Source organism: Pseudomonas sp. WS 5021, assembly GCF_012985535.1.
Classification (GTDB): Bacteria; Pseudomonadota; Gammaproteobacteria; order Pseudomonadales; family Pseudomonadaceae; genus Aquipseudomonas.
In genome coordinates, this window is sequence record NZ_JAAQWP010000002.1 from 272,855 (window position 1) to 298,706 (window position 25,852).

General features: G+C 59.3%; 27 protein-coding genes. 9 read left to right on the top strand and 18 right to left on the bottom strand.

Annotation, left to right across the window (positions count from 1 at the left end; translation table 11 throughout):
* Positions 1-3: 3 nt before the first annotated feature.
* Complete coding sequence (locus HBO19_RS07580) at positions 4-897, bottom strand: LysR family transcriptional regulator (protein WP_169953029.1); 894 nt, start codon at positions 895-897, stop codon at positions 4-6.
* A 131-nt stretch (positions 898-1,028) separates the two neighbouring features.
* Between HBO19_RS07580 and HBO19_RS07585 the strand changes: the two genes are divergently transcribed.
* The gene (locus HBO19_RS07585; RefSeq protein ID WP_169953031.1) at positions 1,029-1,454 is read left to right on the top strand and encodes an ester cyclase; all 426 of its coding nucleotides are present in this window, start codon (positions 1,029-1,031) and stop codon (positions 1,452-1,454) included.
* Positions 1,455-1,507: 53 nt separating this feature from the next.
* Here HBO19_RS07585 and nfsB read toward each other — a convergent pair whose 3' ends face one another.
* The 4 genes from nfsB to HBO19_RS07605 all read right to left on the bottom strand — a co-directional run bounded on the left by nfsB (position 1,508) and on the right by HBO19_RS07605 (position 4,791).
* Entirely contained in the window at positions 1,508-2,161 is a 654-nt protein-coding gene (gene nfsB / locus HBO19_RS07590) for an oxygen-insensitive NAD(P)H nitroreductase (RefSeq protein WP_169953034.1), read from the bottom strand.
* An 86-nt stretch (positions 2,162-2,247) separates the two neighbouring features.
* Complete coding sequence (locus tag HBO19_RS07595; protein WP_169953036.1) at positions 2,248-2,559, bottom strand: antibiotic biosynthesis monooxygenase; 312 nt, start codon at positions 2,557-2,559, stop codon at positions 2,248-2,250.
* Positions 2,560-2,686: 127 nt separating this feature from the next.
* On the bottom strand, positions 2,687-3,538 hold the full coding sequence (locus HBO19_RS07600) for a glycine betaine ABC transporter substrate-binding protein (protein ID WP_346266480.1): 852 nt from the start codon (positions 3,536-3,538) through the stop codon (positions 2,687-2,689).
* Positions 3,539-3,627: 89 nt separating this feature from the next.
* Positions 3,628-4,791, bottom strand: a complete 1,164-nt coding sequence (locus tag HBO19_RS07605; RefSeq protein ID WP_170057202.1) for an L-dopachrome tautomerase-related protein — start codon at positions 4,789-4,791, stop codon at positions 3,628-3,630.
* A gap of 316 nt (positions 4,792-5,107) precedes the next feature.
* Between HBO19_RS07605 and HBO19_RS07610 the strand changes: the two genes are divergently transcribed.
* Together HBO19_RS07610 and HBO19_RS07615 are read left to right on the top strand one after the other, a co-directional pair.
* Complete coding sequence (locus HBO19_RS07610; protein WP_170057203.1) at positions 5,108-6,067, top strand: AMP-binding protein; 960 nt, start codon at positions 5,108-5,110, stop codon at positions 6,065-6,067.
* Positions 6,068-6,159: 92 nt separating this feature from the next.
* Positions 6,160-7,593 carry an FAD/NAD(P)-binding protein gene (locus tag HBO19_RS07615; protein ID WP_170057204.1) on the top strand — a complete coding sequence of 478 codons (1,434 nt, stop codon included), beginning with the start codon at positions 6,160-6,162 and terminating at the stop codon, positions 7,591-7,593.
* Here the strand turns inward: HBO19_RS07615 and HBO19_RS07620 are convergent.
* From HBO19_RS07620 to HBO19_RS07660, 9 genes are all read right to left on the bottom strand, one after another.
* Positions 7,567-8,499 carry an ornithine cyclodeaminase family protein gene (locus tag HBO19_RS07620; protein WP_170057205.1) on the bottom strand — a complete coding sequence of 311 codons (933 nt, stop codon included), beginning with the start codon at positions 8,497-8,499 and terminating at the stop codon, positions 7,567-7,569. The genes HBO19_RS07615 and HBO19_RS07620 overlap by 27 nt on opposite strands.
* Positions 8,500-8,506: 7 nt before the next feature.
* A complete protein-coding gene (locus HBO19_RS07625) occupies positions 8,507-9,043 on the bottom strand; it encodes a MaoC family dehydratase (protein ID WP_170057206.1) in 537 nt (178 codons plus the stop codon).
* The gene (locus HBO19_RS07630; protein ID WP_170057207.1) at positions 9,040-9,903 is read right to left on the bottom strand and encodes a CoA ester lyase; all 864 of its coding nucleotides are present in this window, start codon (positions 9,901-9,903) and stop codon (positions 9,040-9,042) included. Before HBO19_RS07630 ends, HBO19_RS07625 begins: the two co-directional genes overlap by 4 nt.
* Before the next feature lies 1 nt (position 9,904).
* A complete protein-coding gene (locus tag HBO19_RS07635; protein WP_170057208.1) occupies positions 9,905-11,071 on the bottom strand; it encodes an MFS transporter in 1,167 nt (388 codons plus the stop codon).
* Between the two features lie 43 nt (positions 11,072-11,114).
* Positions 11,115-12,299 carry an aminotransferase class I/II-fold pyridoxal phosphate-dependent enzyme gene (locus HBO19_RS07640; protein ID WP_170057209.1) on the bottom strand — a complete coding sequence of 395 codons (1,185 nt, stop codon included), beginning with the start codon at positions 12,297-12,299 and terminating at the stop codon, positions 11,115-11,117.
* A 143-nt stretch (positions 12,300-12,442) separates the two neighbouring features.
* Positions 12,443-13,702, bottom strand: a complete 1,260-nt coding sequence (locus HBO19_RS07645) for an HlyD family efflux transporter periplasmic adaptor subunit (protein ID WP_170057210.1) — start codon at positions 13,700-13,702, stop codon at positions 12,443-12,445.
* A complete protein-coding gene (locus tag HBO19_RS07650; RefSeq protein ID WP_169953059.1) occupies positions 13,692-15,173 on the bottom strand; it encodes a TolC family protein in 1,482 nt (493 codons plus the stop codon). The genes HBO19_RS07645 and HBO19_RS07650 overlap by 11 nt, the downstream gene beginning before the upstream one ends.
* The gene (locus HBO19_RS07655; protein WP_170057423.1) at positions 15,166-16,365 is read right to left on the bottom strand and encodes an ABC transporter permease; all 1,200 of its coding nucleotides are present in this window, start codon (positions 16,363-16,365) and stop codon (positions 15,166-15,168) included. Before HBO19_RS07655 ends, HBO19_RS07650 begins: the two co-directional genes overlap by 8 nt.
* Positions 16,362-17,069, bottom strand: coding sequence for an ABC transporter ATP-binding protein (locus HBO19_RS07660; RefSeq protein ID WP_169953061.1), 708 nt, complete (start codon positions 17,067-17,069; stop codon positions 16,362-16,364). The genes HBO19_RS07655 and HBO19_RS07660 overlap by 4 nt, the downstream gene beginning before the upstream one ends.
* Before the next feature lie 354 nt (positions 17,070-17,423).
* On the opposite strand from HBO19_RS07660, the gene HBO19_RS07665 reads away from it, so the two are divergent.
* Complete coding sequence (locus tag HBO19_RS07665) at positions 17,424-18,179, top strand: TetR/AcrR family transcriptional regulator (RefSeq protein WP_057445041.1); 756 nt, start codon at positions 17,424-17,426, stop codon at positions 18,177-18,179.
* Positions 18,180-18,321: 142 nt separating this feature from the next.
* On the opposite strand, the gene HBO19_RS07670 is transcribed toward HBO19_RS07665, so the two are convergent.
* On the bottom strand, positions 18,322-19,386 hold the full coding sequence (locus tag HBO19_RS07670; RefSeq protein WP_169953063.1) for an FUSC family protein: 1,065 nt from the start codon (positions 19,384-19,386) through the stop codon (positions 18,322-18,324).
* Positions 19,387-19,525: 139 nt separating this feature from the next.
* Complete coding sequence (locus tag HBO19_RS07675) at positions 19,526-21,151, bottom strand: NADP-dependent glyceraldehyde-3-phosphate dehydrogenase (RefSeq protein ID WP_170057211.1); 1,626 nt, start codon at positions 21,149-21,151, stop codon at positions 19,526-19,528.
* 140 nt (positions 21,152-21,291) lie between these two features.
* Between HBO19_RS07675 and HBO19_RS07680 the strand changes: the two genes are divergently transcribed.
* Complete coding sequence (locus tag HBO19_RS07680; RefSeq protein ID WP_169953067.1) at positions 21,292-22,155, top strand: Dyp-type peroxidase; 864 nt, start codon at positions 21,292-21,294, stop codon at positions 22,153-22,155.
* 28 nt (positions 22,156-22,183) lie between these two features.
* Here HBO19_RS07680 and HBO19_RS07685 read toward each other — a convergent pair whose 3' ends face one another.
* Entirely contained in the window at positions 22,184-22,705 is a 522-nt protein-coding gene (locus tag HBO19_RS07685; protein ID WP_170041256.1) for a DUF3087 family protein, read from the bottom strand.
* A 150-nt stretch (positions 22,706-22,855) separates the two neighbouring features.
* Between HBO19_RS07685 and HBO19_RS07690 the strand changes: the two genes are divergently transcribed.
* Positions 22,856-23,062 (top strand): DUF6021 family protein, encoded by a 207-nt coding sequence (locus HBO19_RS07690; RefSeq protein ID WP_346266481.1) that lies wholly within the window; start codon positions 22,856-22,858, stop codon positions 23,060-23,062.
* Between the two features lie 74 nt (positions 23,063-23,136).
* Here the strand turns inward: HBO19_RS07690 and HBO19_RS07695 are convergent, their stop codons facing one another.
* A complete protein-coding gene (locus HBO19_RS07695) occupies positions 23,137-23,379 on the bottom strand; it encodes a DUF6555 family protein (RefSeq protein WP_169953073.1) in 243 nt (80 codons plus the stop codon).
* A gap of 160 nt (positions 23,380-23,539) precedes the next feature.
* Between HBO19_RS07695 and HBO19_RS07700 the strand changes: the two genes are divergently transcribed.
* The 3 genes from HBO19_RS07700 (at position 23,540) to HBO19_RS07710 (ending at position 25,794) form a co-directional block, all read left to right on the top strand.
* Positions 23,540-24,373 (top strand): arylamine N-acetyltransferase, encoded by an 834-nt coding sequence (locus tag HBO19_RS07700; RefSeq protein ID WP_169953075.1) that lies wholly within the window; start codon positions 23,540-23,542, stop codon positions 24,371-24,373.
* 148 nt (positions 24,374-24,521) lie between these two features.
* Positions 24,522-25,274 carry an outer membrane beta-barrel protein gene (locus HBO19_RS07705; RefSeq protein ID WP_170057212.1) on the top strand — a complete coding sequence of 251 codons (753 nt, stop codon included), beginning with the start codon at positions 24,522-24,524 and terminating at the stop codon, positions 25,272-25,274.
* 154 nt (positions 25,275-25,428) lie between these two features.
* Complete coding sequence (locus HBO19_RS07710; protein WP_169953079.1) at positions 25,429-25,794, top strand: c-type cytochrome; 366 nt, start codon at positions 25,429-25,431, stop codon at positions 25,792-25,794.
* Positions 25,795-25,852 lie beyond the last annotated feature (58 nt).

The following is a 25,852-nucleotide window of genomic DNA, read 5'->3' on the forward strand; positions in this document are numbered from 1 at the left end:
TGCTCAGTCCAGGTGCTGGAAATGCTTGACGATAAAGTCGATAAACACTCGGGTCTTGGCCGGCAGGTGGCGTCGTGAGGGATAGACCAGGTTGATTTCCAGGCGGGGCAGGTGCCAGTCGCACAAGACCGGCACCAGGCGCCCGGCGACGATATCGTCGTGTATCACGTAGGTAGGCTGTGCGAGGATGCCCAGGCCTTGCAGCGCCAAGGAGCGCAACAGATAACCGTCGTTGGACTCCAGCGCAGGAGTGACGGGTACGGTGATGGTCTGGTCGTTGCGCTGGAAAGTCAGCTCGTAGGGATCGCTGGCATAGGTGTAGAGCAACAGTGGGTGGTCAGCCAGGGCCTGTGGGTGTTCCGGGTGGCCGCAGCGCTCGAGGTAGTCTGGCGCTGCGGCCAGCAGGCGACGGGTGTCGGTCAGGCGGCGGATCACCAGGCTGGAGTCGGGCTCGCTGTCACGGGTGCGCAGGGCGACGTCGATGTTGTCGTCGATGATGTCGTGGTAGCGGTTCTCGGCCACGATATCCAGGCGCACATCCGGATATTGCGCCTTGAACCTGGGCACCAGCGGCAGGATGTGTTGCAGGCACAGGGACAAGGACGCGGTCACGCGCAACACCCCGGCCGGATGGTTTTTGCTTGCGCTGACCGCCTCGGTCGCACCTTGCATCGCCGTGAGGGCCGCCTTGGACTGGGTATAGAACGCCTGGCCGACTTCGGTGACGAACAAGCGCCGGGTACTGCGTTCTATCAGCCGCACGCCCAGGCGATTCTCCAAGGCCGCCAGGTGCCGGCTGGCGGCGGCACTGGACAGGTCCAGGGCGTCGGCGGCCTTGGTCACGCTGCCCAGTTCCACGACCTTTACAAACAACTCATATTCGGTCCAGCGATCCATCAGCATTGCTCCGCTGCGCGCAAGTGTGTTTTCCATCTACAGAGTTTTTCGGGTGTGTGGTGCCGGTTAACCTTTTTTTGCCCCAGGCAGTCTAGCCGTTGGGTGCAGGGAAAAACTTGATCGGAGTCGAAATGAGCAAGAATCTGGATACAGTGAAGAAGTACTTCAAGTATTGCGTCGATGGGAAGGATGTTGAGCGTGTCGCGCAGTTTTTTGCCGATGATGTGGTGGTTCATCGCCCCGATTGCCCGGCGCCTATCATCGGTGTCGAACCTTTCAAACAGGCCTTGCGCCTGAACGTCACCGAGCGCTACGACTCGATCGTGACCACCTTCCAGAAAGAGGTCGTGGCCGGCGATGTGGTGGTGGTAGCGCTGATGCATCACGCCAAGGGCTCGAACACCTGGCATGGCTTTGATGTGAGCGGCAAGGACTTGGCCTGGAGCGCGCTGACCTATTTTCGCTTCAATGCCCAAGGCAAGGTGGTCGAGGAAATCGTCGAGCGCAATGAGCTGTTCATGGCCAGGCAGCTCGGCATTTTTACCAACGGCGCCTAGCACTTTGCGCGGGGCTGCCGGGCCCCGCGCAAGCGCGCTGATTGTCACGGCGATCAGATAAAATCGAACAGAACCTGGGCAGGCAACCGGGACTTTGACAGGCGCGCGTTGAAGTCTTCGTTGCTGCGATAACCCAGGCTCACCACGACTGTGCTGGTAAACCCGCGTTCGCGCAGGCCCAGTTCGGTATCCAGCACCTTGCTGTCGAAACCTTCCATGGGTGTTGCATCAAGGTCCAGTGCCGCAGCCCCCAGTAACAGGGTACCCAGGGCCAGATACGTTTGTTTTTCCATCCAGTGCTGGACGTCCTTGAGGTCGTAGCGATGCAGGTTGACAAAGTTGCGTCGTCCTCGGTCCTGGCCTGCCTTGGCTTGCGCGTCGTGAAAGCGCCCATCGCTGGCCTCTTGACTGAGCAAGGCCTGCAGGTACTCCTCGGACATCTGGGTGCGGGTACACAGCACCAGCACATGGGAGGCGTCGAGGATTTTTGCCTGGTTGAAGCCAAAGGCACCTTCCACACTGTGGGCAATGCGCGCCTTAGCGTGCTCACTTTCAGCGATCACAAAGTGCCAGGGTTGCGAGTTGACCGACGAGGGACTGTTGCGCAGTTGTTCCAGCAAGGGCTCCAGGGTGGTTTTGGGAATCTTGCGTGAAGCATCGAAGAGTTTGGCGGTGTATCGGCGTTTGGAAAGCGTGAGCATGTCCATCATTAGATCCCCTCTGTTAGCTGAAGGTTTTGAATTGAGTTGCTGTGGTGTCCACCCCCTTGAAGCGGGGGTGGACCGGGCTGCTTTCAGGCAATGGCCTGGTAGAAATTCACTTGTGCCTCATCCAGGTAGGCGAGGATCTTCGCCGGCAGGCGCTCGGTAGGCTTGGCCGGGCCGAAGGCCTTGTAGAGGGTTTCAAAATGCGCGTGCAGGTCCTCGACGCTTTGCCATTGTTCATTGAGGAAAAACTTGTTGGGGTTCTCTTCGTCCTGGTGCCACTGATAGACCACGGCCTTGTCATGCTGGTGCGTGAGCTTTTGCGAAACGGCGGCTACATCACGAAAAAATTCGGCCTGTTTACCGGCTTTGATGGTGCCGCTGAACACTAGATAGAGCATGGTGGAATCCTCTTTGGTGGGGCATTGCAGAAAGCCTGCAACGCCAAGTTATTCCCCGTGGACAAAGGCTTGTAGCCCGCCCGTGGCGAATTCAGAATGCGTGAAGTGCATTGAAAGACGCGCCTGTTCAGGCCAGCGGCGCCAACCAGCCACGCAAGGTTTGAGGGTGCCTTGCCAGCCAGTCGCTCGCGGCTTCGTCAGCCGACTGTTCGCCACGATTGAAGGCATCGTCGAGCTCGGCAACGATGGCGTTCGACAGGCGAATATTGTCCAGCACCTGGATCTCGGCGGTCGTCAGCAGCGCCAGGCGATCCTCGCGCGCCAGCAGTACGGCGCGGTCGACGCTGCCGAGCAAACCCTTGGGGTCCTTGAGGTCGCGGATGTGATAGCGATGATGCAGGAACTGTGGATGCCACAGCGGGACGATGCCCCATCGCCGCTGGCGATACAGGGCCTCAAAGGCGTCAATGCAATCATCCTGGGTGCCTGTACGGAACAGGTACCCGGCGCGGGCCAAGCCGTACTCGTCCATGATTTTCAGCGAGAACCGGGTAATCCCGGCGCCTGGCCCGATGCCCTGGATCAGTGGGTTCATCCGGGCGCGGACTTGAGGTTTGAGCAGGTCCTCGATGGAGGCCACTTCGTGCTCGCTCACGTAGTCAGGCACCCCCCACAATGCATAGGGCTCGTAATGCAGGCCCAGTTCACGGGTAGGCGTCACCGCGTCGATCGTCTGCTTGTAGATCCCGTGGCTGAAAGGAATCCAGGCTGAGGCAATCATGTCGATCGTGCCTTCGCGCAGTCGCTTGAAGTTGTCTTCGTGCAGGGCATATTGGCGCTCCACGGTCAGCCCCATGTGTTGCATGACCTGCGCGACTACCGCTGCAGTAGCGCGGTGGAACGACAGGTCGGTGACGCCCAGCCGTACACGCCGTGAGCCGTTGGCGATGTTGGCCCGGGCGAAGTCTAGATGGGTCACGGGCAGTTTTTTACCCGGACGCCTTGGTGTGGTTTTACCCATGGTTGTGCCTTCACGATGATGAGCGGTGAGGGGGGCTGGTCCGTTGCCTAGTGCGTGGGTGCCGGCGCCGCGTCAATCTTCACCCGCAGCAGGCTGTAGGGTTTCTGGCGCAGATCCTTGCCTGCGTGAAAAATGCCCTGGCGATGCAACTGGTTGGCCATGAAATACAGATAGCCGTCGGGGCCGATCGACAGGGTGTCGGGCCAGAGCGCACGCGGGTCGTGGACGATGGTCTGCCACTGCCCATTCGCCAGGCGTTTGCGCACGCTGTTGTGTTCATAGTCGCCGGCATAGAGGGCTCCGGAAGCGTCTGCTTCAAGCCCATCGGAGGCGCCTTTTTCGCCAAGGTCCTGGACTGCCATGTCGAGCCGCGTTTCGCTGACCGAAGGATCACGCAGGAGCGCGGTTGGTACCGAGTACAGATGGCGGCTGGACAGCGGGCAGAAGTACAAGGTCTGGCCGTCAGCCGACAGGGCGATGCCATCGGACGCTACTGCAAAGGGCCGGGTGCTGCCGTCGGCGTTGCGAACCTGCAAGACCTGGCCTTCGACCTTGGGTACGAAGGTCGGGTCTACGGAGGTCGAGGTGGCGCCACTGAGGCGGCGGATGGCGGTACCGCTGGCAATGTCCATGACGATGATCGCCCCGGGACCGCTGAGCGAGGAGTCGGTGATATAGATCACGCCTTCGTCCCCCACCCGAAAGTCAAAGCGCATGTCGTTGACGTAGGTGCTGGGCAGCATCACGTTTTTCGGGAAGACCAGGGTCTTGACCACTTTATTGCTGGCCAGGTCGACGGCCACCAGCTTGGCGCCGCCTGGTGTTGGCGATGCGAAGCCGGGGGCGGCAGTATCCAGGATCCAGATACGCCCGCGACCATCGGCCACCACACTTTGCACGCTGATAAAACCCTTGGCCGGGTCGTTCGGGTCGGCCTGGTTCATGGCCAGGTCAGGATAGGGCACGACCTTGCCATTGCGCAGTTCACCAACGGTGAATGGCACCGCGTCGCCCCATCGTGGAAAGTTGACAAAAATCCGCCCGTTTTCGGCAACGCTGACGCCAGTAGGCATGGCGTCGTGGAAAGCGAACACCTGCTCGATGACGCCAACGGTTTGTTCACTGGGCAACGACGAGCGCTGGGCCGCATGGCTGTCGAGGGCAATCGTCAGGGCCAGGGCCGACCAGATAAAGGGGTGCTTGAGGTGCATGAAGAGCTCCAGGATCAGCAGGTAAGGGCGCGTTGTGGCCCATGGTGTGCGTTCCCGGCATGTGGAAAAAGCCATTAATGGCGCTAACAGTTTCATCGCAATCGAGAAAGTGCAGGTGTTGTTTGCCAGCCAACAGTCAATCAACAGTTTGCTGGTTTACGGGGCAGTGGAGTGTTCACGGGGCCATTGCGATGCAAGGATTCAAGGGGTTTTCAATCTTGGCGTGACTCCTGCAACGGCGCTTGCCTGGCTGTTTAACGCAAGACCGCGGAGCACGGACCACCGCACGCGCCTTCCAACGATAGGAGCAGTCCCTATGAGCGTGCATAAACTACGACCAGCGCAGGCTGTGAAATGGCCCGCCGAGTGGGTAGCGGGCCTGCCCGAGGCCCTGGAGCAATTGCAGCGCTGGGCCCAGGTCCGCCCGTTGCACTGCGCGTTGCGCCACAAGCGGCATGGCCGGTGGTATGCCTGGCGCTGGATCGATGCCCTGCGTGATGTGGAGCGCCTGGCCGATGGGCTGCGCCAGCACGGGTTTGGCGAGTATTCGCGGTTGGTGGTGAGCGGGCCCTTCGAGCCCAATCTGTTGCTGCTGGCCCTGGCGGCCCAGGCCATTGGCGGGCAGGTGTTGACGCTGTCTGACACCCTGCAACCCAGTGCGCTGCACGGGCAAATCTGGCGGGTGCGCCCCAGCCATGCCTATGTCCCGGACCGTCAGCAGTTGCAGCATTGGCTCATGGTCGTTGGTAGCAGCGCCGCCCCGCAGGTGTTGATCAGCGATCAGCAAGTGCCTGGCAGCGAGGTAGTTGGCTTCGCCCGGCTGCTCGGCCCGGTGGAGGCGCTGCAACGCCTGAATCGTTGGTGGCAGCCCAGCGGCGAAACCGCGTTATGGAGCGAGGAGGGCACGCACTGGCAAGGTGGCCTTGCGGTGCTGTTCGAACAATGGCTCAACAGCGGCCAGGGCCTGGCTTTTGCGCAAAGTCCCGGCTCTGCCCGGCGTGACCGCAGCGAGGTGGCGCCCACCGGTTTGCTGTTGTCGCCGGCCAGGTTGCAGCACCTGGCTGACGAGATCCAAGGCAGCCTTGAGCCCCGCAGTACCTGGCGCCGGCGCTTGCACGACTGGGCCCTAGCCCACCCGCAGAGCGGCCTGCACCAGTTGATCAGAAACCAGCTGCGACGGCGCCTGGGTTTGCAGCGATTGCAGTTTATCTGGCAGGCCTCCAGTGTGCGCCAAGGCGGTCAATGGCTGGATGAACTCAAACGCGATAGTGCATGATCGGGCAATGCGTCACACGGCGGCGTCCCAGGTGTTGGGCGCCAGGCAATTGGCATGATATTTATCCGGGCATACGGTAAGGGCGCATTTACATGAGTGAAACCGAACGCGGACAGGCGACAAAGGCCATCCGCAACGCCGATGTGCTGATCATCGGTGGGGGGCTGAGCGGCACGATGCTGGCCGTGCAGTTGCTGCGTTTGCCTGGCACCCGGCAGATTCTGGTGATCGAGCCGCGCCCGGAGCTTGGGCGCGGTGAAGCCTATAGCGCGGTGGAGCTGGGACACACCCTCAATGGCAACGCGGCGCGCATGAGCGTGGACCCGGACAACGCCGATGACTTGACCCAGTGGCTGACCGAGTACATCGCCGCCGGCGGTTGGCCAGAGTCGGACCAGCAACATGTGCCTGTGAGCGAGCTGTTCCCACCCCGGGGGATTTTTGGCCTGTACGCGCAGCAGCGCCTGGCGCAGGCCCGGGCGGGGTCGGCGTCGACGGTGGAGCATGTTCGCGCCGAGGTCGTCGACGTGCAGGTGGAGCCGGCCGGTGTGCGCCTGACCCTGGATGACGGCCAGCAACTGCGCGGCGCCCAGGCGGTACTGGCCACGGGGATGTTCCCCGCGGCGCGCACGCCACAAACCCAATCCAGCGGCTTGAATGCGGCGGCGGTTGACCCGTGGGATGTGCAGGCGATGACGCAACTGGACCCACAGTCGACGGTGCTGATCATCGGCTCCGGCCTGACCATGGTCGATGCCGTGGTGTCCCTGGAGCAGGCCGGCCATCGCGGGCCGATCGAGATCTTTTCGCGCCATGGCCTGTTGCCCCATGTGCGCCGACAACCACCGGCCTGGGCGGATTTTCTCGCTGAAGATCACCGCCTGCGCAGCCCGCTGCAATTACTGCGGGCAGTGCGCCGTCAATGCCACAGCGCCCAGGCCCAGGGCATCGACTGGCAAGCGCCACTGGATACCGTGCGTGCCCATATCGGCCGTTTGTGGAGCCAGGCCAGCGAACGCCAGAAACGCCAGTTCGTGCGCCATGTGCGACCCTGGTGGGAGAGCCATCACCATCGCTCGCCACCCCTGAGTGCGGCGTTAGTGGCGCGGTTGCACGAGCAAGGGCGCCTGCGGATCCACGCTGCGTCGTTCCTGGGCCTGGAGCCCACAGTAAACGGCGTGGTGACCCTGCGCCTGCGCCGTCGGGGCGAACAGCACATCACCCACGTCAGTGGCGCGGCGTTGATCAACTCCAGCGGGATCGAATATGACTGGCGCCGCGTGGCCCGGCCTTTGCCCCGGCAACTGCTGGCACGCGGCTTGATCAAACCCGGGCCATTGGCGTTGGGGATTGCAGCGCATGCCTCGGGGGCGGTGCTGGACGCGCAGGGAGTGGCCAGTGAGCGACTCTTCGCCATGGGCCCACCGCTGCGTGGGATGTGGTGGGAGAGCACGGCGGTGACGGATGTGGCAATCCAGGCCAAGGCACTGGCATGTCGTTTAGGAGCCTCCGCTTACCACCTTTAGCTTCTTCAGGATTGCGATGCAGATGCACGCGTCCTGAAAAGCCGTCCCGACCGAAGAAAAAATCGTGGTCTCGCGTTGGTGAACGGCATACTGGCTGTTCAGCATTTGAGCAATGGATATTGAGTTTTGGTGATAATCCCCAGCCTCTTCAATCGCGGCTTTTCGATCCTCCACCATTAAGATCGCCCGGTGCAGAAGCTCCAACGGGAACTCACGCGACACCAGTGTGTGCTTGCCTATCGCGTTTATATGGGCGCCCTTTGCTACGTCGCAGGCAGAGAACAAGGGGGCTGCGCAAGTGGTCGCCGTGCAGATGATGTCGGCGCCTGAGACTGCCTGGCGCACGCTATGGTGGCTGATGTATTCAATCTCACGGACGAACCGGTTTTTTGCGTCAGCTATAAAACGCTCTGTACTTGTCTGGCTTGTAGAGCAGACGGCCACCTGCTTTACCTTTCTGACGCTCAACACAGCCTCAAATACCGCCATTGCCTGAGCACCTGCGCCGATGACGGCAACTTTTTTGGAGTGGGCCATTGCCAACAAATCAGTCGCCAATCCTGCAGTGGCACCGGTGCGTAGAGCGGTTATGGCTGCTGCATCCATTTGCGCTTTTATCTGCCCTGTAGCGCCATCTTGTATAACAATCACTCCATCTATAGATGGTCGTCCATAGGCTTTGTTGAGCAAGTGATGAGATACAATCTTCACCATAAATAGATTGTGAGCGTGAGAGTAGTAGGGCATTACTCCAAACGTTGCATGTTTTTCCTGGACTCTCACGATAGTTCGCGCAGGGTTGTTGTCGCTTGAACTGCTGTATGACCGATAGTTTTCACGGAGTACGTCAATCGCCTCTTCCATACTGATGGTGTTTTTTATCAAAGACTCATCGAGGATTTTCATAGGCCAATCACCCCAAGGGTACTTGGTCGAGAGCAATCAGAAAGCTGCGCTCGTAGGATAAACATATTTGCCCGTTGGCCTTGAGCCCTTTTGTCCGGACCGTAACTATGCCTTGCCCGGGGCGACTGGCGGAGGGGCGTTTGTGGATGACTTCGCTTTCTGCATACAAGGTATCGCCAACAAAAACCGGGGCTATCAGACGGATATTATCCCAGCCCAAATTGGCAATTGCTTTTGCGCTCGTGCTCGCCAGGCTCATCCCGCCAACAATTGAAAAGGTCACCAGGCTCGATACCAGTATTTGTCCAAATTCGGTGTGCTTTGCATATTCTGCATTGATGTGGGCGGGGTGGTTATTCATACAGATTAACGACATCCAGACGTTATCCGCTTCTGTCACCGTGCGGCCTGGCCGGTGTTCAAATATGTCGCCAATGATAAAGTCTTCGAAGCCAAGCCCATGATCCTCACGATAGCGTCCGGGACCGACTTTGGTTAGTTTACTTAGTGCCTTGCTGCCGGGGAGCGATTGATTGATGTTCATGCTGGCTTCCTATTGGTTCTTGAGAGCGATTCGTTAATTGCCAAAAGCCTGCGGGCCATGATTTCGAAAGGGGGGCCGAGCATTTCCCCATCTAAGGTGGATATTGCTGTTGTTGGTTCGGCTGCTTCGAGGCATTTGATAATGGCTCGTGCTTTTTTCAGTTCGATTGCTGTCGGGGTAAATAATCTATTTATCAGTTCTACCTGAGTTGGATGAATGGCAATTTTCCCCGAATAGCCAAATTCTTTGGCCAGTTCGATTTCTGCTCTCAGCGCTTTTTCGTTGTTCAGTTTGAAACAGGGCGAGTCAATGACCATTAGCCCCATGCTGAGGGCGGCGATGGCTATATCGCACTTGATTTGGGTAAGTGCGCGCTCTGCAATTTTGAAATTGATCTCTGATGAGAGGTCAGCACTACCTAAAATCAAGCCGCGCAGGCTTGTTCTTTCATTGATAATGGAGTCGATGCAGCGCAATCCTTTTAACGTTTCGATGATTGCAAAGGTTTTTACTCGTTGGCCAGTAGCGCATGTCAATTCATTAAGGACTTTCAGTTCGCCGGCTGACTCTACTTTGGGGATGATTAAATATTCGGGGGTGATGTTGTGGTCCAACAAGAAAACCAGGTCTCTGATGCCTTCGGATTTGGTGAGTGTGTTAACTCTTATCGCTAGATTGCGTCGGTTGCGAATAGAGTGGTCCAATGCCAGCAGTTGCTCGCGTGCAAATTGCTTTTTGCACATGGGGACTGAGTCTTCCAAGTCCAGTAATACGATGTCGGCTTTAGATTCAATGATTTTCCGTTCTATATGCTTTTGGCTCGCGGGCATGCATAGCCAACTTCTAGTCAATGTGTCCATATCAAGCCTCTCTTTTCAGAATGAGAAGTGCTGTGACTACACCAAGTCCACTGAGGCATGCCGTGAGCAGTGCCACAGTTTGAATACCGTAAGGGATAAAAAAAGTCGCAAGAGCGCCAAATGTTAATGCTACCAATTGTTGCAGGAAGCTAAATAGCATCATTGGATTGGCGCCGGGTAACCCGTTTACTGCCATGGCTGCTGTACATGGGTAGAGCGTCGCCTGGGCGTACCAAATAACCAAGTAGCCGCCAATAACCAAGTGGATTGACATGTTTTGCCAGGCGGCCAAAAACAACACGCTGCTCGAGGCAACTAATAGGCAGGCGCCAAAAATTGATAATTGGCAAACACTGACAGCACTCAAGGCTCGCCTTACCGTGAATGCACCTAAGTAATAAGCCAGCCCCAGCCACAAGCCGAAGGTGCCATAGTCGGCGCTATTCCAGCGGAAGTTTGAATGAAATACATACGCCCCGATACCTTGATAGACAATAAAAATCCCATAGCCGCAGCCTCCTAAAATGACGGGTAGATAGAAGCTGGGCTGGGTTGCAATGGCATAGTATTTCGGCGTTAATGCGGATTCTTTTGCCAGTGTGTCCAGTTTGTAAAGGTGGCTGCGTATGTTAAGCGCTAGTGCGCTGATAAGTATCACTGCGATGATCATTAGGCATGGCAGCGCAATCCAGTTAAGGCTAGACACCAGAAAGCCGCCCACTACTTGCCCGCCGATAAGTGCAAGAATAAATGAATAGGATAATACAGACAGGTTTTTCGCAAGGGCCGCCCCTGATGAGATGTCCGTTAACAGTGCCCTGCCGATCAGAGCACCTCCACCAGCACCTAAACCTTGCGTGAATCGGGAGAAAAAGAATGCCTCGGGGCCAAAACTGAATAAAGATAGTGCGCTACCTATGAGTAAGATTGCGCAGCAAACGAGAACTGCAGTGTAGCGCCCGAAACTGCTAATGAGGCGTGACATAAAAGCTATCGGTAGTACAGCGCCACCCAAATAAAATAGTAGAATTTTATAACCCTTTGCTTCTTCTATATTTAGTTGCGGGGCGAGTTGGGTTGTTGCAGGTATATATAGTGTTACACCAAGCTGGGCGATTATGGTTGTGCAACATGCGAGAAGGAGTGCCCGCTGGGTGGATGATGACATGTAAATTCCCTTTATTACGACGTCCTAAGGTACGGGGTTGCATCTACAGCATTGAGTTTACCGCTGTGCAAAACTGGTTTAAGTCGTCTGAGGCCAGGTTTGCCCTGAGCATGACGCGCAGGCCTGGAGTTGATCTGGGCACGACAGGGTAAAATAACGGTGAGGTATAAAACCCAAGCTTCATGAGTTTTGTCGCAGTGGTGATTGCATGTTGCTCATCACTCATGGGAATCAACCTGATAGGTAATCCATCTCCTGCCAAGGTGGTCTTGATGTGTGTGTCGAACAGTTGGATATTGGTCGTCAATTTGTTTTGCAGGCGTTGCAGTTCTGTGGATTTATGTATTTTTGCGGACGCGATGATTGCACCCAAACCAGCTGTGTTGATTCGTTGGGACCAAGAGAGAGGGCCGCCAAATCGCAATAAGGCAGATTTGCTAATCGACGCATCAAAGAAGATCGCCCCGCCAGATGCACCAAAGCCCTTGTTCAATGATGCAATTATCATGGTATTGCTGTTGAGTGCGTCCATTGTATTGAGAACTAATCCGCAGCCATTTACGCCCTGTGCCGACAGGCCATGAGCTTCGTCATACAGAACAAATAAGCCGTACTTGTCTTGCAGGATCATTAGTTCCGATATGTTGGCGCATCCTCCCGTGCTATAGACGCCATCCGCGATGTAAGCAACCCGTTGCTTTTGCTTGCAGCAGTCTTCCAGAAAGTTCAAGTCATTGTGCGGTGCTGTCATGACTTCGGATTCATCTGCACAAACGGCCTTCATCAAGCTCAAGCAGAAGTGTGCGGATTGGTCAAAGACCATTAGCGGCGGGATATTTTGTGTAAATACACCTGCAGCAAGTAAAGGAAGCATTGCTGCGGCGGCTGAAGCGCATGAAACCGTAGTCAGCACCTCGACGCAGAACAGATCTGACAGTGCAAGTTCTGCCTCTTCCAATAGAGGTAAACAAATTCGAACGCGGGAAGTGGAGGAGTTTAAGGTTTGCGACGAGTCTAATGCAGCTATTGCGCCCTTCAAGATTTCGATATTGGAGTCCAGGCCAAGGTAGGAGTAAGAGCACATGTTTATGAATTTGTGGTCATCGACTTGCATGAAACCGTCACTGAGGTTATCGGCGACAATTGCGCTCATTCGGGCTTCTTGTGTTCGACTCCAAAATAAATCACCGCCGGCCAGCATTTTTTTGATGTTTGAATAACGATTCATATTGCGCACCTGTCGCCCAAGGCAAAACGGATGACCATACTTTTCTAAGGAGTATTTTTTTACAATATGTTATGACGTGGTAGTTTTCCTGTATTTGTGTAGGCAAATTCCTCAAATGTTTTTCCGGCACCGTGCACAGGGCTTCACAAGCCCGTTTTGATAAACCCAGGCTTGAGCCCGAACACTTCCACCCCTTGGGCTGTCGATTGTCCCGTGGTGATTTTCACCCGCTCTACCGGTTGGTTCATGGCAGCCCGATATTGCACCGAAAGTCCGTCGTCCCCCTGGCTGATCGCCTGGGCCGGCACGATGATCGCCTGGGCATTGTTGTAGGTCACGATGGTCAGGCGTGCGCTCATGCCCAGGCGGACCCTTTGCAGCTGTTTCTCGGTCAGTTTGGGTATGGACAAGGTCACCGGGAATTGCGCGCTGCCCTGGCTGTCATTGGCGATCGCCAGGCCGCTGACCACGCTGACTGAGCCGCTCAGGCGCTCGCCATCAAACCCGTCGCCCATGACTTCCACCGGCTGGCCCTGATGCAGTTGGTTGATATCCAGTTCCGAGACTTTGGCAACGATTTTCAGGCGTTCGATATTGGCCAACCCGAACAGCACCTGGCCCTGGCTCACCTTGCTCCCCGCCTGTACCGGCGCGTTGTTGCTGGTGCCGCCTTGGGGGGTGGAGCTGCCCGGTGGGGGCACGACGATCCCGGAAAACGGCGCCTTGAGCTCCTGGCCGTCGAGCAGTTTGCGCAGGGCTTCGTACTTGACCGTGGCATTGGTCAGCTCCATATCCGCAATCTGGCGGTACTCGCCCTTGCCCTGTTCGAGGGCCGTTTGCAGTTCACTGCGCGCGGCGATCAGATCCAACTGTTGCTGTTGGGCCTGTTGCTTGAGGTCGTCCAGTTCGTTGCGCGGGATGATGCCGCGCTTGAACAGGCTGTCGCTTTCAACCAGTTTGCGCTGGGTGTTGTCGGCACTCATTTGCGAGGTGCGCACGCTGCGCCGGGCGCGGCTGACGGTGGGGCCGCTGTCCCAGTCCTGCATTTCCTGCACGGTACGCCGGGCTTTGAGCTGCGCGGAGAGCGCTTCGCGCAGTTGTACTTCCAGGGTGGCCGGGTCCATGCGCAACAGGACCTGGCCGGCTTCGACCCTTTGACCCTCTTGCACCAGGTTGGCTTGCACGTTGCCGTCAAAGGGCGCAGTCAGGATGACGGTGGCTTCCGGTTCGATCTTGCCGACCAGGCCGATCTGATGCACCAGGACGTCGCTCTTGACCTCCTGCCATTGCTCGGCCGTAGCGGTCTGGTTGGCGGCGGGCGTTGTGCGACTCAGCAGTACGAATCCGCCCGCGCCCAGCAGTATCAACAGTCCAGCGCCCAGCAGGGCTTTTCTAGTAGTCATTGAGGGCAATTTCCCAACTTTCCAAGGTCATGCCCAGCGTCAGGTCGAGCTGGGTCTGCGCATTGAGGTAAGCAATCAGGGCGTTGAGACGGGCGTTCTCGGCGTTGCGCAAGTCCGCTTCGAAGCTCAGCACCTGGAAGTTGGTGGAGCGCCCGGCGGCGAGTTTGTCGCGCTCGATCTCGATCTTGCGCCGGGACAGGTCCACGGCCCGCTGGGCAATTTCATACTGGCGCCAGCGGGTGCCAAGGTCGCGTACCACGTTATTGACGCTGCGCTCCAGTTCCTGGCGCGCGTCGGTGATCAGGATCGCCTGGTTTTCCACATCGACCCGTGCGCGGACTTCGGCCTGGCGGGTACTGATATCGCCGATGGGAATGCGCACCTGGACCCCGGCGTAACTGTCCCAGCGGCGGTTGCTGGTGCTGCCGGCGTCGTTGTCCGTGTTGGCCCGGATCTGATTGGCGCCGCCCACCAGGTCGACCTGCCAGCGCCCGGAATCCTTGGCCAGTACCAGGTTGAGGTCGGCCTGTTGGCTGCCCAGCAACGCCTGGAGATATTCGGGCTGCTGGTTTTGCGCGAGGTTGAAGGCCTCGCGCTTGTCGATATCCATGCGGGTGGCTTCCAGGGCTTCGGTGGCACGGATCGGGGTCGCCAGGTCCAGGGCCAGCAGGCGCAGTAACGCCAGGCGGCTCATGTCCAGCTGGTTCTGGGCTTCCTCGACCCCCAGTTGCTGGGAGGCGATGTCGGCCTCGGTCTGCACGATTTCGAACTCGGCCATGCGCCCGGCATTGATCAGTGCCTTGTTTACGTCCAGCAGGGTGTTGGAGCGCTTGAGCGCTTCCTGGGTGATGCTCAGTTGCTCCTGGGCGCGCAGCAAGTCGCGGTAGGTGGCGATGATCTGGCTGATGGTCTGTGCGACGTTGGCCTTGAGGTTCAGGCGGTTGGCCTGCTCGGACAGGCGTGACAGGCGCAGCGGGGCGGTGGTGGCGTCCCAGCCGGCGCCGCGCATCAGCGGCTGGATGATGGCCAGGTCCAGGCCATCGCTGCGGTAGCGCCCGGCGCGGTTGGCGTTGTTCAGTTGCTGGGTCCAGCCCATGCTCAGGCGGGTGCCGTACTCGCCGAGCAAGCTGGTGGTAGGTGACAGGTTGGCATTGCGGGCGCGGTCGTCGCTGCCTTGGGTGGTGCGGTAGGTACTGTTGAGCACCAGCTTGGGGTTGAAGGCATCTTCGGCCACCCGCAGGTCGAACTTCTGCGCCACCCGTTGCAGGTACGCGCTGCGAATCGCCGGGTTGTTGCGCAGGCCCAGGTACACCGCGTCGCCCAGGGTCAGGGTAGTGAGCTGGGCATTGAGCGAGACACTGCGCTCATAGCCGCTGCGCGTGGTGGTCGGCGCTGAAGGACGGATCACGATATCGGCGGCCACGCAGGGCAGGCTCAGCAGGGCCATCAGCCACAACAAGGGCTTATTCATCGCGCAGGGCCTCCACCGGCTGCAAGCGTGACGCCGAAACGGCCGGGTAGATCCCAAAAAACAACCCCACCAGCAACGTACTGCCCACTCCCAGGGGCAGCGCCAACACGGCCAGGGAAAACTGCCAGCCCGACAGCCAGGCGTATAGATAGGCTGCCCCCATGCCCAGTACCGCGCCACACAGTGCGCCGACGGCGGTGAGGGTGACGGCTTCGAGCAGGAACAGGTTGCGGATGTCGCGCTGGCGAGCGCCAAGGGCCATGCGGATGCCGATTTCCCGGCGGCGTTCCGAGACATTCATCAGCATCACATTCATCACGCCGACCCCGCCGCCCACCAGGGAGATGGCGCCCAGGGCCAGCAGCAGATAGGCGAATGTGCGGCTTTGCCGGGTCATGCCGTCGATCATTTGCTGGGGGATCTGGATCTCGACGGTGTGCTCCGTGAGTTGCGCGCCCAAGGCCTTGGTGGCGCCTGCCGCGATGCGCTCCATGTCCTGGCCGGCTGCAGCGCGCAGGACCACGCTGCCGACCTGGGGTGAGGAATAGATGCGCAGCATGCCTGGGGCAGGGATGAACAGTGACTCGTTGGTTTGCACCGGGATCAGCATCGACCGTGGCTGGTTCTGCAGGATGCCGATGATGAGGAACAGATAGTCGTTGACCCGCACCCGGTCGCCCAGGCGCAACGGGTCACCGGGCGCGCTTAACGCCTGGGCGATCTGGTCGCCGATCACCGCGAAGGTTTCGCCGCTGTCGAATTCGGACAGGAAGCGCCCTTCACGCAGCACCAGGCGCATGGCGTCCTTGAGACCTGGGGTGCTACCAACCAAGCCGGCGTTGGTGGTGCGGCCATGAAAGACGACCGGCCCGCTGAACGAGGAAATCGCGCCGATGTGGGCGATGCCCGGCACCGCCTCGCGTACGGCTTGCAGATCGAGGCGGGTGGGCATATGCGCGGTGCTGTTGCCCTTGGGTGGGAACTGCGCCACCAGGGTGTCGGTGCCCATGTCCTTGAAAATCATCGCCGCATCTTCGGCGGCGTTATGCCCGATATTGATCAGCGCGACCACCGATGAACTGCCGATGACGATCCCCAGCAAAGCCAGGATCGAGCGCTTGCCCAGGGTTCGCAGGCTGACAAATGCTTCATGCAACAACTGGCTCAGGCTCTGTTCGACCCGCAGGCTCATACGCATTCAGCCTCATGGACCACGCCGTTGCGCACCAGGATCTGGCGCCTCAGGCGTGCGGCGATATGCGCGTCGTGGGTGACGATGATCAAGGTGACACCCTGCTCGCGGTTCAGGGCCAGCAGCAGGTCCATGATGTCCTGGGCGGTGTGGCTGTCGAGGTTGCCGGTGGGTTCGTCAGCCAGAATCACCGCCGGTGCGCCCACCAGCGCCCGGGCAATGGCCACCCGCTGGCGCTGGCCGCCGGACAGGTCGGCGGGGCGGTGGTGGGCCCGTTCGGCCAGGCCTACCTGCTCAAGCATATGCAGGGCCCGCGCCACCGATTCCTGGCGCGACACGCCGCGATAGGCCAGGGGCAGGGCGACGTTGTCCAGGGCGCTGAGGCGCGGCAGCAGGTTGAAGCTCTGGAACACAAAGCCGATCTGTTGGTTGCGGATCGCGGCCAGTTGATCTGGCGTTGCGTGGAAAATGTCATGGTCGGCGAAGCGATAGGCGCCGCAGTCGGGCAGATCCAGCAGGCCGAGGATATTGAGCAGGGTGCTTTTGCCGGAGCCCGAAGCGCCGAGGATGCCGCAGCTGTCTCCACGGGCGATGGACAGGCTGACATCATTGAGAATGGCCAGGTGCTGTCCGGCCAATTGATAGCTTTTACCGATGCCTTGCAGGGAAATAAAGCCTGGGAGCGTTGGGGTATCTGTCATCATGACTACGCCTTGCGCTGCGGCAATCCGACCTGCTCCTGAAAATTTTTGTAACATCTTCAGGGCCTGCGTGGCGGCTGCCAACAGCTGGGTTTTATTCTTGTTTTAAAAATATTGTTTGAATAGTAACCGTGATCCAGCGGCTTCGCCAGCCACAGAGATAGAGCGGTTTTTCTGCTGCTAGAGCCGATACCGGTGGCTTGAAAACGCCCGGGCCAACCCTTGGCAAACCGTTGCGAGGGTAACCATCAGTGCGTTTGGATAGTATGGTGCAGTGTCACTACTTGCTTTCGAGCACCCGCCCCGGTATAAAAAATCAAATTTTTTTTTAAAACATATTTCCCCCGTGGAACTTATATGGTCGCGAAGAAACTCAGCGCTCCAAATGTAACCAAGACTCGACTGCTGGATGCGACAGAGGCTCTCTTCATCAAATACGGCTACGACGCCGTGTTATTGCGGCAAATCACTGAGAAGGCTCAGGTCAACCTCGCCGCGGTAAATTATCATTTCGGGGACAAGGACTCCCTGATGAAAACATTACTCATGCAACGCCTGGAGCCGCTCAACGAGCAGCGCCTGGAATTGCTTGCCCGCTGCGAGGCAGAGTCTGACGGCCCGCTCGATTGCGATACCTTGCTCGGCGTGCTGTTCGCCCCGGCCATGGGCCTGGAGCGCAGTGATCCGGCCAGCGGCGAAGGGCGCTCTTTCATCCGCTTCCTTGGCCGGGTCTATAGCGATACATCGCCGTTTATCCAGGAATACCTCAAGGTCCACTACCAGCCGGTGTTCCAGCGCTTCTTTGAAGCCTTCGCCCTGGCGCTGCCCGACCTGCCGCGCAATGAACTGGGGGTGCGCCTGCAATTTGCCTTGAAGGCGATTTCCGGGGTGATGGCCGGCACCGAACTGCGCCTGCTGATGAACTCCATGAGCCTGGGGCGCCCGGCTACGGATGCGGAGGTGATGGCCAAGCTGATCACGCTGGTCTCGGCGGCCATTCGTGTACCGCAGCAAAGCCCGGAAGCCGAAACGGCGCTGGCGCGGGTGCTTGATACCCAGCGGGCGATTCGTGGCCAGTCCGCGCTGCCGGCAACGGGCAAAGTCGCGCGCTGATCAAATGGCACGCAAAAAAAAGCCCGCTGGGGCGGCGGGCTTGATATGCAACGTTTGTAACGGATGAGGCTTCACAGTACGTCTGCGGATGTGAATAAAACGTGAAAAAAATGTGGATCCAATATTAATTCACAACGTTTTTTCAGATCTTCCACGCCTTGGCGCTTTTCGCCAACCGGGCGTGCATCGCGTCGACATTTGCCGCCAGTTGCGCGGTCAATAGCCGATAGCCATCCAACGCGCTGTGCACTGGAGCCTCCAGGGGGGCTTGAGGATCAGGCGCAGCAAGGTTGGTTCGTTCCAAGCGTTGCGTGGCTCCCGATTGCAGGGCCCGCGCCATCCCGATCAACTGCACGCGAATCTGCCGATGCTCGGCCTTGAGTGCCAGCTGCAAGCGCGCCATCGCCTGTTCATCCCGTGGATCGGGGCGCGTATTGCCAAGTATTTCCAGGGTGCTGATGCACATCCGCAGGTGGCGTTGGATCGCATCCAGCTCGGTCATGGAAATCCGCACCTCCTTGGACACCGAGGGCATCAGCGAACGCAGTTGCAACATTGCCGCATTCAAACGATTGAGCAGCTTGAGATGCTCATCATCGGTAACCGATTGGCCACTGATGATCCGGCTGTAGATCGCGGCGCAATCGCGCAGGGCGCTGGCCAGGTTGTAGCGCCAGGAATACACCGCATACAGCGGCAGGGCGAAGGAAAACGCCAGGGCCAGGGCAATGCCGATCAAAATGTCGACCGTACGCCACAGGCCATCGGACAGCGGGTTATCCCCGTGGCCGGCGACGATAAATACCGTGATCCCCGATAGCAACGCGGTGTACCCACCCTTGCCGATGGCGTGATAGGAAAAGAAGCCACACACCACCGACATCAACAGGTACGTCAACAATGGCTGGCCGAAGTACGCCTGTTGCGCTACCAGCAACAGGCCCACACTGGCACCGATCAGCGTGCCGTAGGCCCGTTCCACGGCTTTCTTGCCGATATTGCCGTGGTGCTGCAAGCCGCCAATCACCACCAGCATGGTCACCGAGGCCCATTCACCATGGGGCAGGTTGATACCGGTGGTCAGCAGGATGGTCGCAAGCAGGCCGATGGAAACCCGTACGGCGTGGATCAGTTTGGCATGGCGATAGCGGCGATATGGGTCGAGCAGGGGCCGCAACAGGCGGCGGGCGAAGGGCGGCAGATTCATCGGGCTTAAGCAGGCCTCATCTTTAGATGTTATGCGGTCCAATGTGGGAGCTGGCTTGCCTGCGATAGCATCACCCCGGAGCAACTGATACACCGAGGCGCCTGCATCGCGGGCAAGCCCGCTCCGACATGGGAGCAGTTTAGAAAATATAGTCGGTGGTCAAGAAGCTCGACGCCCGGTCGCGAATGATATCGCTGATCAGTGCTTTGTTGTTGTCCTGGAACTTGGTTGCCACCAGGGTGCGAATCGAGAACACCCGCAGGGCGTCATGCACCGACAGCGTGCCCTCGGCCGAATTCTTGCGGCCATTGAACGGGAACGTGTCGGGGCCGCGCTGGCATTGGGCGTTGATATTGATCCGGCCCACCTGGTTGGCGAAGGTGTCCACCAGGCGCCCGACGTGTGCCGGGTCGGTGCCGAAGATACTCAGCTGTTGGCCGAAATCCGATTCCAGGACGTAGTCGATCACCGTGTCCAGGTCGCGGTAGGGCACGATCGGTACCACCGGGCCGAACTGCTCCTCGTGATACACGCGCATCTGCGGGTTCACCGGGTACAGCACCGCCGGGTAGAAGAACGAGCCACGGCTGGCACCGCCGTTGGCGTTCACCACCCTGGCCCCGTGTTGCACGGCATCGGCCACCAGGCCGTTGAGGTAATCCACCTTGCCCACTTCCGGCAGCGGCGTCAGTGAGACGCCGTCCTCCCATGGCATGCCCGGCTTGAGGGTGGCGAGTTTCTGGTTGAATTTCTCGATGAAGCGCTCGACCACTGACTCATGCACAAACAGGATTTTCAATGCGGTGCAGCGCTGGCCGTTGAAAGACAGCGAACCGGTGAGTGCTTCGTTGACTGCGTTATCCAGGTCGACCTCTGGCAACACGATGCCGGGGTTTTTCGCATCCAACCCCAGGGCTGCACGCAGGCGATGGGGGCGCGGGTGCAGCTTCTTCAAATCACTGGCCGCCTTGTTGGTGCCGATAAACGCAAAGATATCCACCTTGCCGCTGGCCATCAGCGCACTGACGGTTTCCCGCCCGCTGCCGTAGATCACATTGATGACCCCGGCCGGGAAACTGTCGCGGAACGCTTCCAGTAACGGGCGGATCAACAGCACGCCGAGCTTGGCCGGCTTGAACACCACGGTGTTGCCCATGATCAGCGCCGGGATCAGCGTGGTGAAGGTTTCATTGAGCGGGTAGTTGTAAGGGCCCATGCACAGCGCCACGCCCATGGGCACGCGGCGGATCTGCCCCAGGGTGTCCTGTTCCAGCTCGAAGCGGCTGGAGCGGCGGTCCAGCTCCTTGAGGGCGTTGATGGTGTCGGTGATGTAGTCACAGGTGCGGTCGAACTCTTTCTGTGAATCCTTGAGGTTCTTGCCGATTTCCCACATCAGTAGTTTCACCACGGCATCGCGCTGTTCGCGCATGCGCCGCAAAAACGCCTCGACATGCTGGATCCGCTCGACCACCCGCATCGTAGGCCATTGACCCTGGCCACGATCATAGGCCCGCACTGCGGCGTCGAGGGCGAGCAGGGCGGTTTCGGCGTCCAGCAAGGGCGTGCTGCCGATAATCACTGGCGTGTCGCCGTCAGCGCCCGCCAACTGGACCGGGCTGCGCACCTGGGCCAAGGGACCGTTCCAGATGCGCAACTGGCCGTCGACCAGGTAGTCGCGCTGTTCGATGGGGGCGGCGAGGCGAAATTGCTCGGGAATGTCATTGGCGGTGGGAAACAGATTGGCAAGCAGGTGATTGGTGGTCATGTCGCTACCCCTGGAGTGGTTGCACAGCTTGAGTCAGAGATTCCTCCATCCGAGGGCTCTGTTGCAAGGCTTACACGTATTTCCCTACGCACAGTGGGGCGGTGCCGGGTAAACTACGCGGCTTTCTTGAAGGAGTTCATATGAGTCAGTACCAGCCGGGCATTCTTGCCGCACCGGTGCCGTTGCAGGCACGCCATCTGTTTTTTGCCATCGAGTCCATCGACGCGGTGCCGGCTGCGCTCGACGCGCTGGTACAGTTGGCCGACTCGGCAGTGGTGGTGGGGTTGGGTGAGCCGCTGGTCAATGCACTCGGCGCTCGCATCGAAGGGCTGCGCAGCTTCCCACACGTTTCGGCGCCGGGTGCCAACAACCCGTCCACCCAGCAGGCGCTGTGGTGCTGGCTGCATGGTGAAGACCGTGGTGAATTGCTGTTGCGCAGCCGGGCCTTTGAAAAGGCCCTGGCGCCGGCGTTTCGCCTGGTGCAGATGACTGAAGGTTTCCGCTACAAGACCGGTTTTGACCTGACCGACTACGAAGACGGCACCGAAAACCCCCACGACGACGCGGCAATCGAAGCCGCCGTCGCCGGCAGCGGCGCCAGCTTTGCCGCGATCCAGCAGTGGCAACATGACCTGGACGGGTTCGCCGCCTTACCGGCCGAGGAGCGTGATCACATCATCGGGCGTCGCCATGGCGATAACGAAGAGCTGGACGACGCCCCCGAGTCGGCCCACGTCAAGCGCACCGCCCAGGAGAGCTTCACCCCCGAGGCCTTTGTGGTGCGCCGCTCCATGCCCTGGGCCGAAAACGGCCAGGCGGGGTTGATGTTCCTCGCGTTCGGCCATTCCTTCGATGCCTTTGAAGCCCAGTTGCGCCGCATGAGCGGCCTGGAAGACGGGATTGTCGACGGCCTGTACCGCATCAGCACGCCGTTGACCGGTGGTTACTACTGGTGCCCGCCACTCAAGGACGGGCACCTGGACCTTAGCGCGATCTGCGCCTGACCCGCTTGCCGCCGAGAGCGGCTAGCGATCAGTTGTCTTTCAAGGCCTTCAACCACGCTGGATCCAGGCGTGTTTGCTCGGCCTTGATCCCCAGCGCCTTCATCTGCGCCTTATGTTTCTCGACCTCGGCGACCAGTTGTGCCTGGGCGCTGGTATTGGCGTCCAGCTCGTGCATTTGCGTCAGCCCCAGGTGATAGAACCGCAGCAGCTTCATCGCTGTCGGATCGTTGGCCTGTACCCGCTCGGTCACCTTGTGCATCACATTGGTCACCCGCATCAGGCTGCGCTTGAGCTGCCAGCCATAGATCGCCGGCGCGAGCCAAGCCTGTGACCAGAGCGGGCCACGTACCAGGGCGATGGTCAGCACCACACCCGCCACCACACCGCCGACATTGAAGCGAAAGTTGTCGCCGCCAGGCTCGCCAAACAACATCACCGCCAGGCTCGACAACAACATGGCCAGGGCGATGAAGATCACCGCGACGATCAACGTGCTGCGGCGGGTCTGCTGGCGATAGGTTTGCGGATCGACAGGTTTGATCTCAAACATGCGGGGTGCAGTCTCCATGAGCTAAGTAGGGGTATTGCGCGGCGCGGCATCTTCTCACGGTTTGTCGACGGGCGTGAGAAAGTTGAACGATGGCGGTCGGGGTTTTCTCTAAGAAGTGTGTGCATCGTGAGCAAAGCGAAGGAGATGGCTGTGACTGAACAATCGAAAAAGCCCGCTGGCCCGCATTCCTCGGAACACGCCAGTGACCAGCACGACCTGGATTTTGATCCAGACTCCCCGGACGTGGCCGACCCGCAGGTTGACCCCGTCGGCCCGGCCATTGCCCCGCGGGACAAGCAGCATAAAGCCGGCAAGCAGCCGGCCTATGACCCCCTGGGCAACCTGAAACCCAAATAGCCCCCACAACTGTAGGCGCCGGTTTGTCGGCGATGAGGCCCTTTAGCTATTGCCCGTCGCCGACAAACCATCCCCTACAAATGCTTGGGCGCGAGCCAAGTAACCTCTGTGATGCCGTATTTCTCCGCCCATGGCCGGGTAGTCTTCTTGGTGCGCTCATGGCCAGGACGGCCAATACGCCCGACATGGGCCACTCCCGCATCACAGCTGGCCCAATGCCATGCCTCGGCGTTGTTCATCACCTCCGCCCGCACCACAAAGGACTTGGGTTCGCCGTGCAGCCTGTAGTGGATGGTGTAGATCGTTGCCGTGCCCATATTGCCTCCCTGTTTTGATATGGAGTTGATGCAATTAGGTTCAGAAAGGTTCAGAAAGTTTGTGCCACATCCCTACGACTCATTGCCACAGATCAGTATTGGCAGCAGCAACGGTTACGGGTATTAGTGGAACCTTCGCCCCGCGCCCAAGGATCGCGCCATGTCCCAGGATTCACCGAGCCTGACCCACAGCCGCCTGTACTTGCAACGCCTGGGGTATGACACCCCGCCCGCGCCCACATTGGCGACCCTGGCGCAGTTGCAATTGCGCCATGTCAGTACCTTCGCCTTCGAGAACCTCTCGGTCCTGTCACACCTGCCGGTGCCCCTTGACCTGGCCAGCATCGAGCAAAAAGTCCTGTTCGACGGGCGGGGGGGGTATTGCTATGAACTGAACCAGATGTTCCTGGCCTTGTTGCAAGAGCTGGGCTTCGAGGCGCGAGGAATCACCGGTCGGGTGGTGATCGGCGGGCCGCCTGATGCGCATACCGCGCGCACCCATCGCCTGAGCCTGGTGACCCTTGAGGGTGTGCGCTACATCAGCGATGTCGGGTTTGGTGGCATGGTGCCAAGCAGCCCCTTGCAACTGGACAACCTGGCGCCACAGGCCACCGCCCATGAACCCTATCGCCTGACCTTGAATGCCGGCAGCTACACCCTGTGGGCCCAGGTAGGCGAGGAGTGGCGTGGGCTGTACGTGTTCGACCTGCAGTCGCAGTCGCACTACGACTATGAAGTGGGCAACTGGTATGTCTCCACTCACCCCGACTCGCCATTTCGCAGGCAGTTGAAAGTGGCGTTGATCGCACCGGGGCTGCGCCGCACCTTGAACAATGGCAACTATGCGGTTCATCACCTGGGCCGCGACAGCGAGAAACGCACGATCAGCGATGTCGACGAACTGTTGGCGCTGCTACAGCAGGCGTTTGGTTTGCGCGTACCCGAACACCCGCAACTACGCCTGCGACTGGCGCAAATATTGGCCCAGACTTGATGCGAATTTGTATAGAGGCTTGATCTAGAGCCTTCGCTGAAGCGTTTTACCTCCGAATCCAAGGCAAATTAAATCGAACCTTTTGCAAAACAGGGGGTTCGAACCGATTCCTGAATAATTTGCCCACCTCAAAAGGAGATGTAAAACGATGTCCAAACTATTCGGAAAAATCCTCAAGAATTCTTCGGTCCTGGCCCTGGTTGCCGCGCCGGCCGTGGTCTTTGCTGCACCGTCCACCGACCCGATTTCCACCTTCGGTATCCTGGGCAGCTACAACGACTTCAAGCTCGAAGGCGGTAGCGAAAGCGAAAAGGACCATATGCCGCAAGCCGGGCTGTTCTATAACTTCGGCAACAAGCTGACTGCCGAATCCGGCTTCATCTACCAGGCCGGTGTAGACGCCAAGTTCGGCAAGAAAAGTGACAACAAGCTCAAAGACGGCCAGGCCGATCTCGACCTGGGCTGGCGCGCCGCCCTGGATGCGCGCAACTTCGTCGATGTGCTGGTCGGTGGTGGCTACAGCTGGACCCGTTATGAGCCGGACTCTGGCGACTACGACATGAAACTCACCAGCAAGTCGCCGTTTGCCAAGGCGGCGGTGGGTTACAACCATCAGTTCGACAGCATGACCATGCGCGTCGAACTGGGTGCGCGCCACACCCTCGACGGCCGCGCCAAGCTCAAGGTCGACGGCATCGGCAGCGACACCGTGGACCTCAAGGACCGCACCAATCCCTACGCCGAAGTCAGCCTGCTGATGAACCAGAACGGCGACCTGCCAGTGATGGCAGGCCTGTATTACACCCGCACCGAGTACAAGCTCGATGAGGATTCCGAAGTAGCCGATAACACCAAGCTCAAGCGCGATGAGTACGGCTTCAAGGTCGGCCTGGCGTTCTAAGCCAGTTGTCGCGGGCGCCGGCGGTCTGTGATGGAGCGCCGGTCGCCCGACCCTGTCCGCCCAAGCCCCCCTTTGTGTCCCCCAATACCCTCAACACCGCGCCGCCACTGACTTAGTGTGAACCCTGCTGTTCACACAACAAGAGAGGGTGGCTATGTGGTCTACAACCCCCCGTCGCATGGGGTTGCTGCTGGCCTTGCTGGGCCTGCTGTCAGCCTGTAACGACAAACCGCAACATCCCCCGCCCGCCACGGCGAGCAACGCCGTGCCCACCGACCTGGCGCTGGCCCGGCTCTACGACACCAGTTGCAAACTCTGTCACGCCAACCCTGCATCCGGCGCGCCACTGACCGGCGACAGCCAGGCCTGGGCCCCACGTGTTGCCCAGGGCGCAGACACGCTGCTGGACCATACCCTCAACGGCTACCACGGCATGCCGCCGATGGGTCTGTGCATGCAGTGTTCCGAGGAGCAGTTCCTGGGGCTGATCAGCTTCATGGCCGGTGTTCACATTCAATAATAATGGGGTAGGTGATGGTGCTTTCACGCAGGCAACTGTTGCAGCGTTCGGCCGCAGT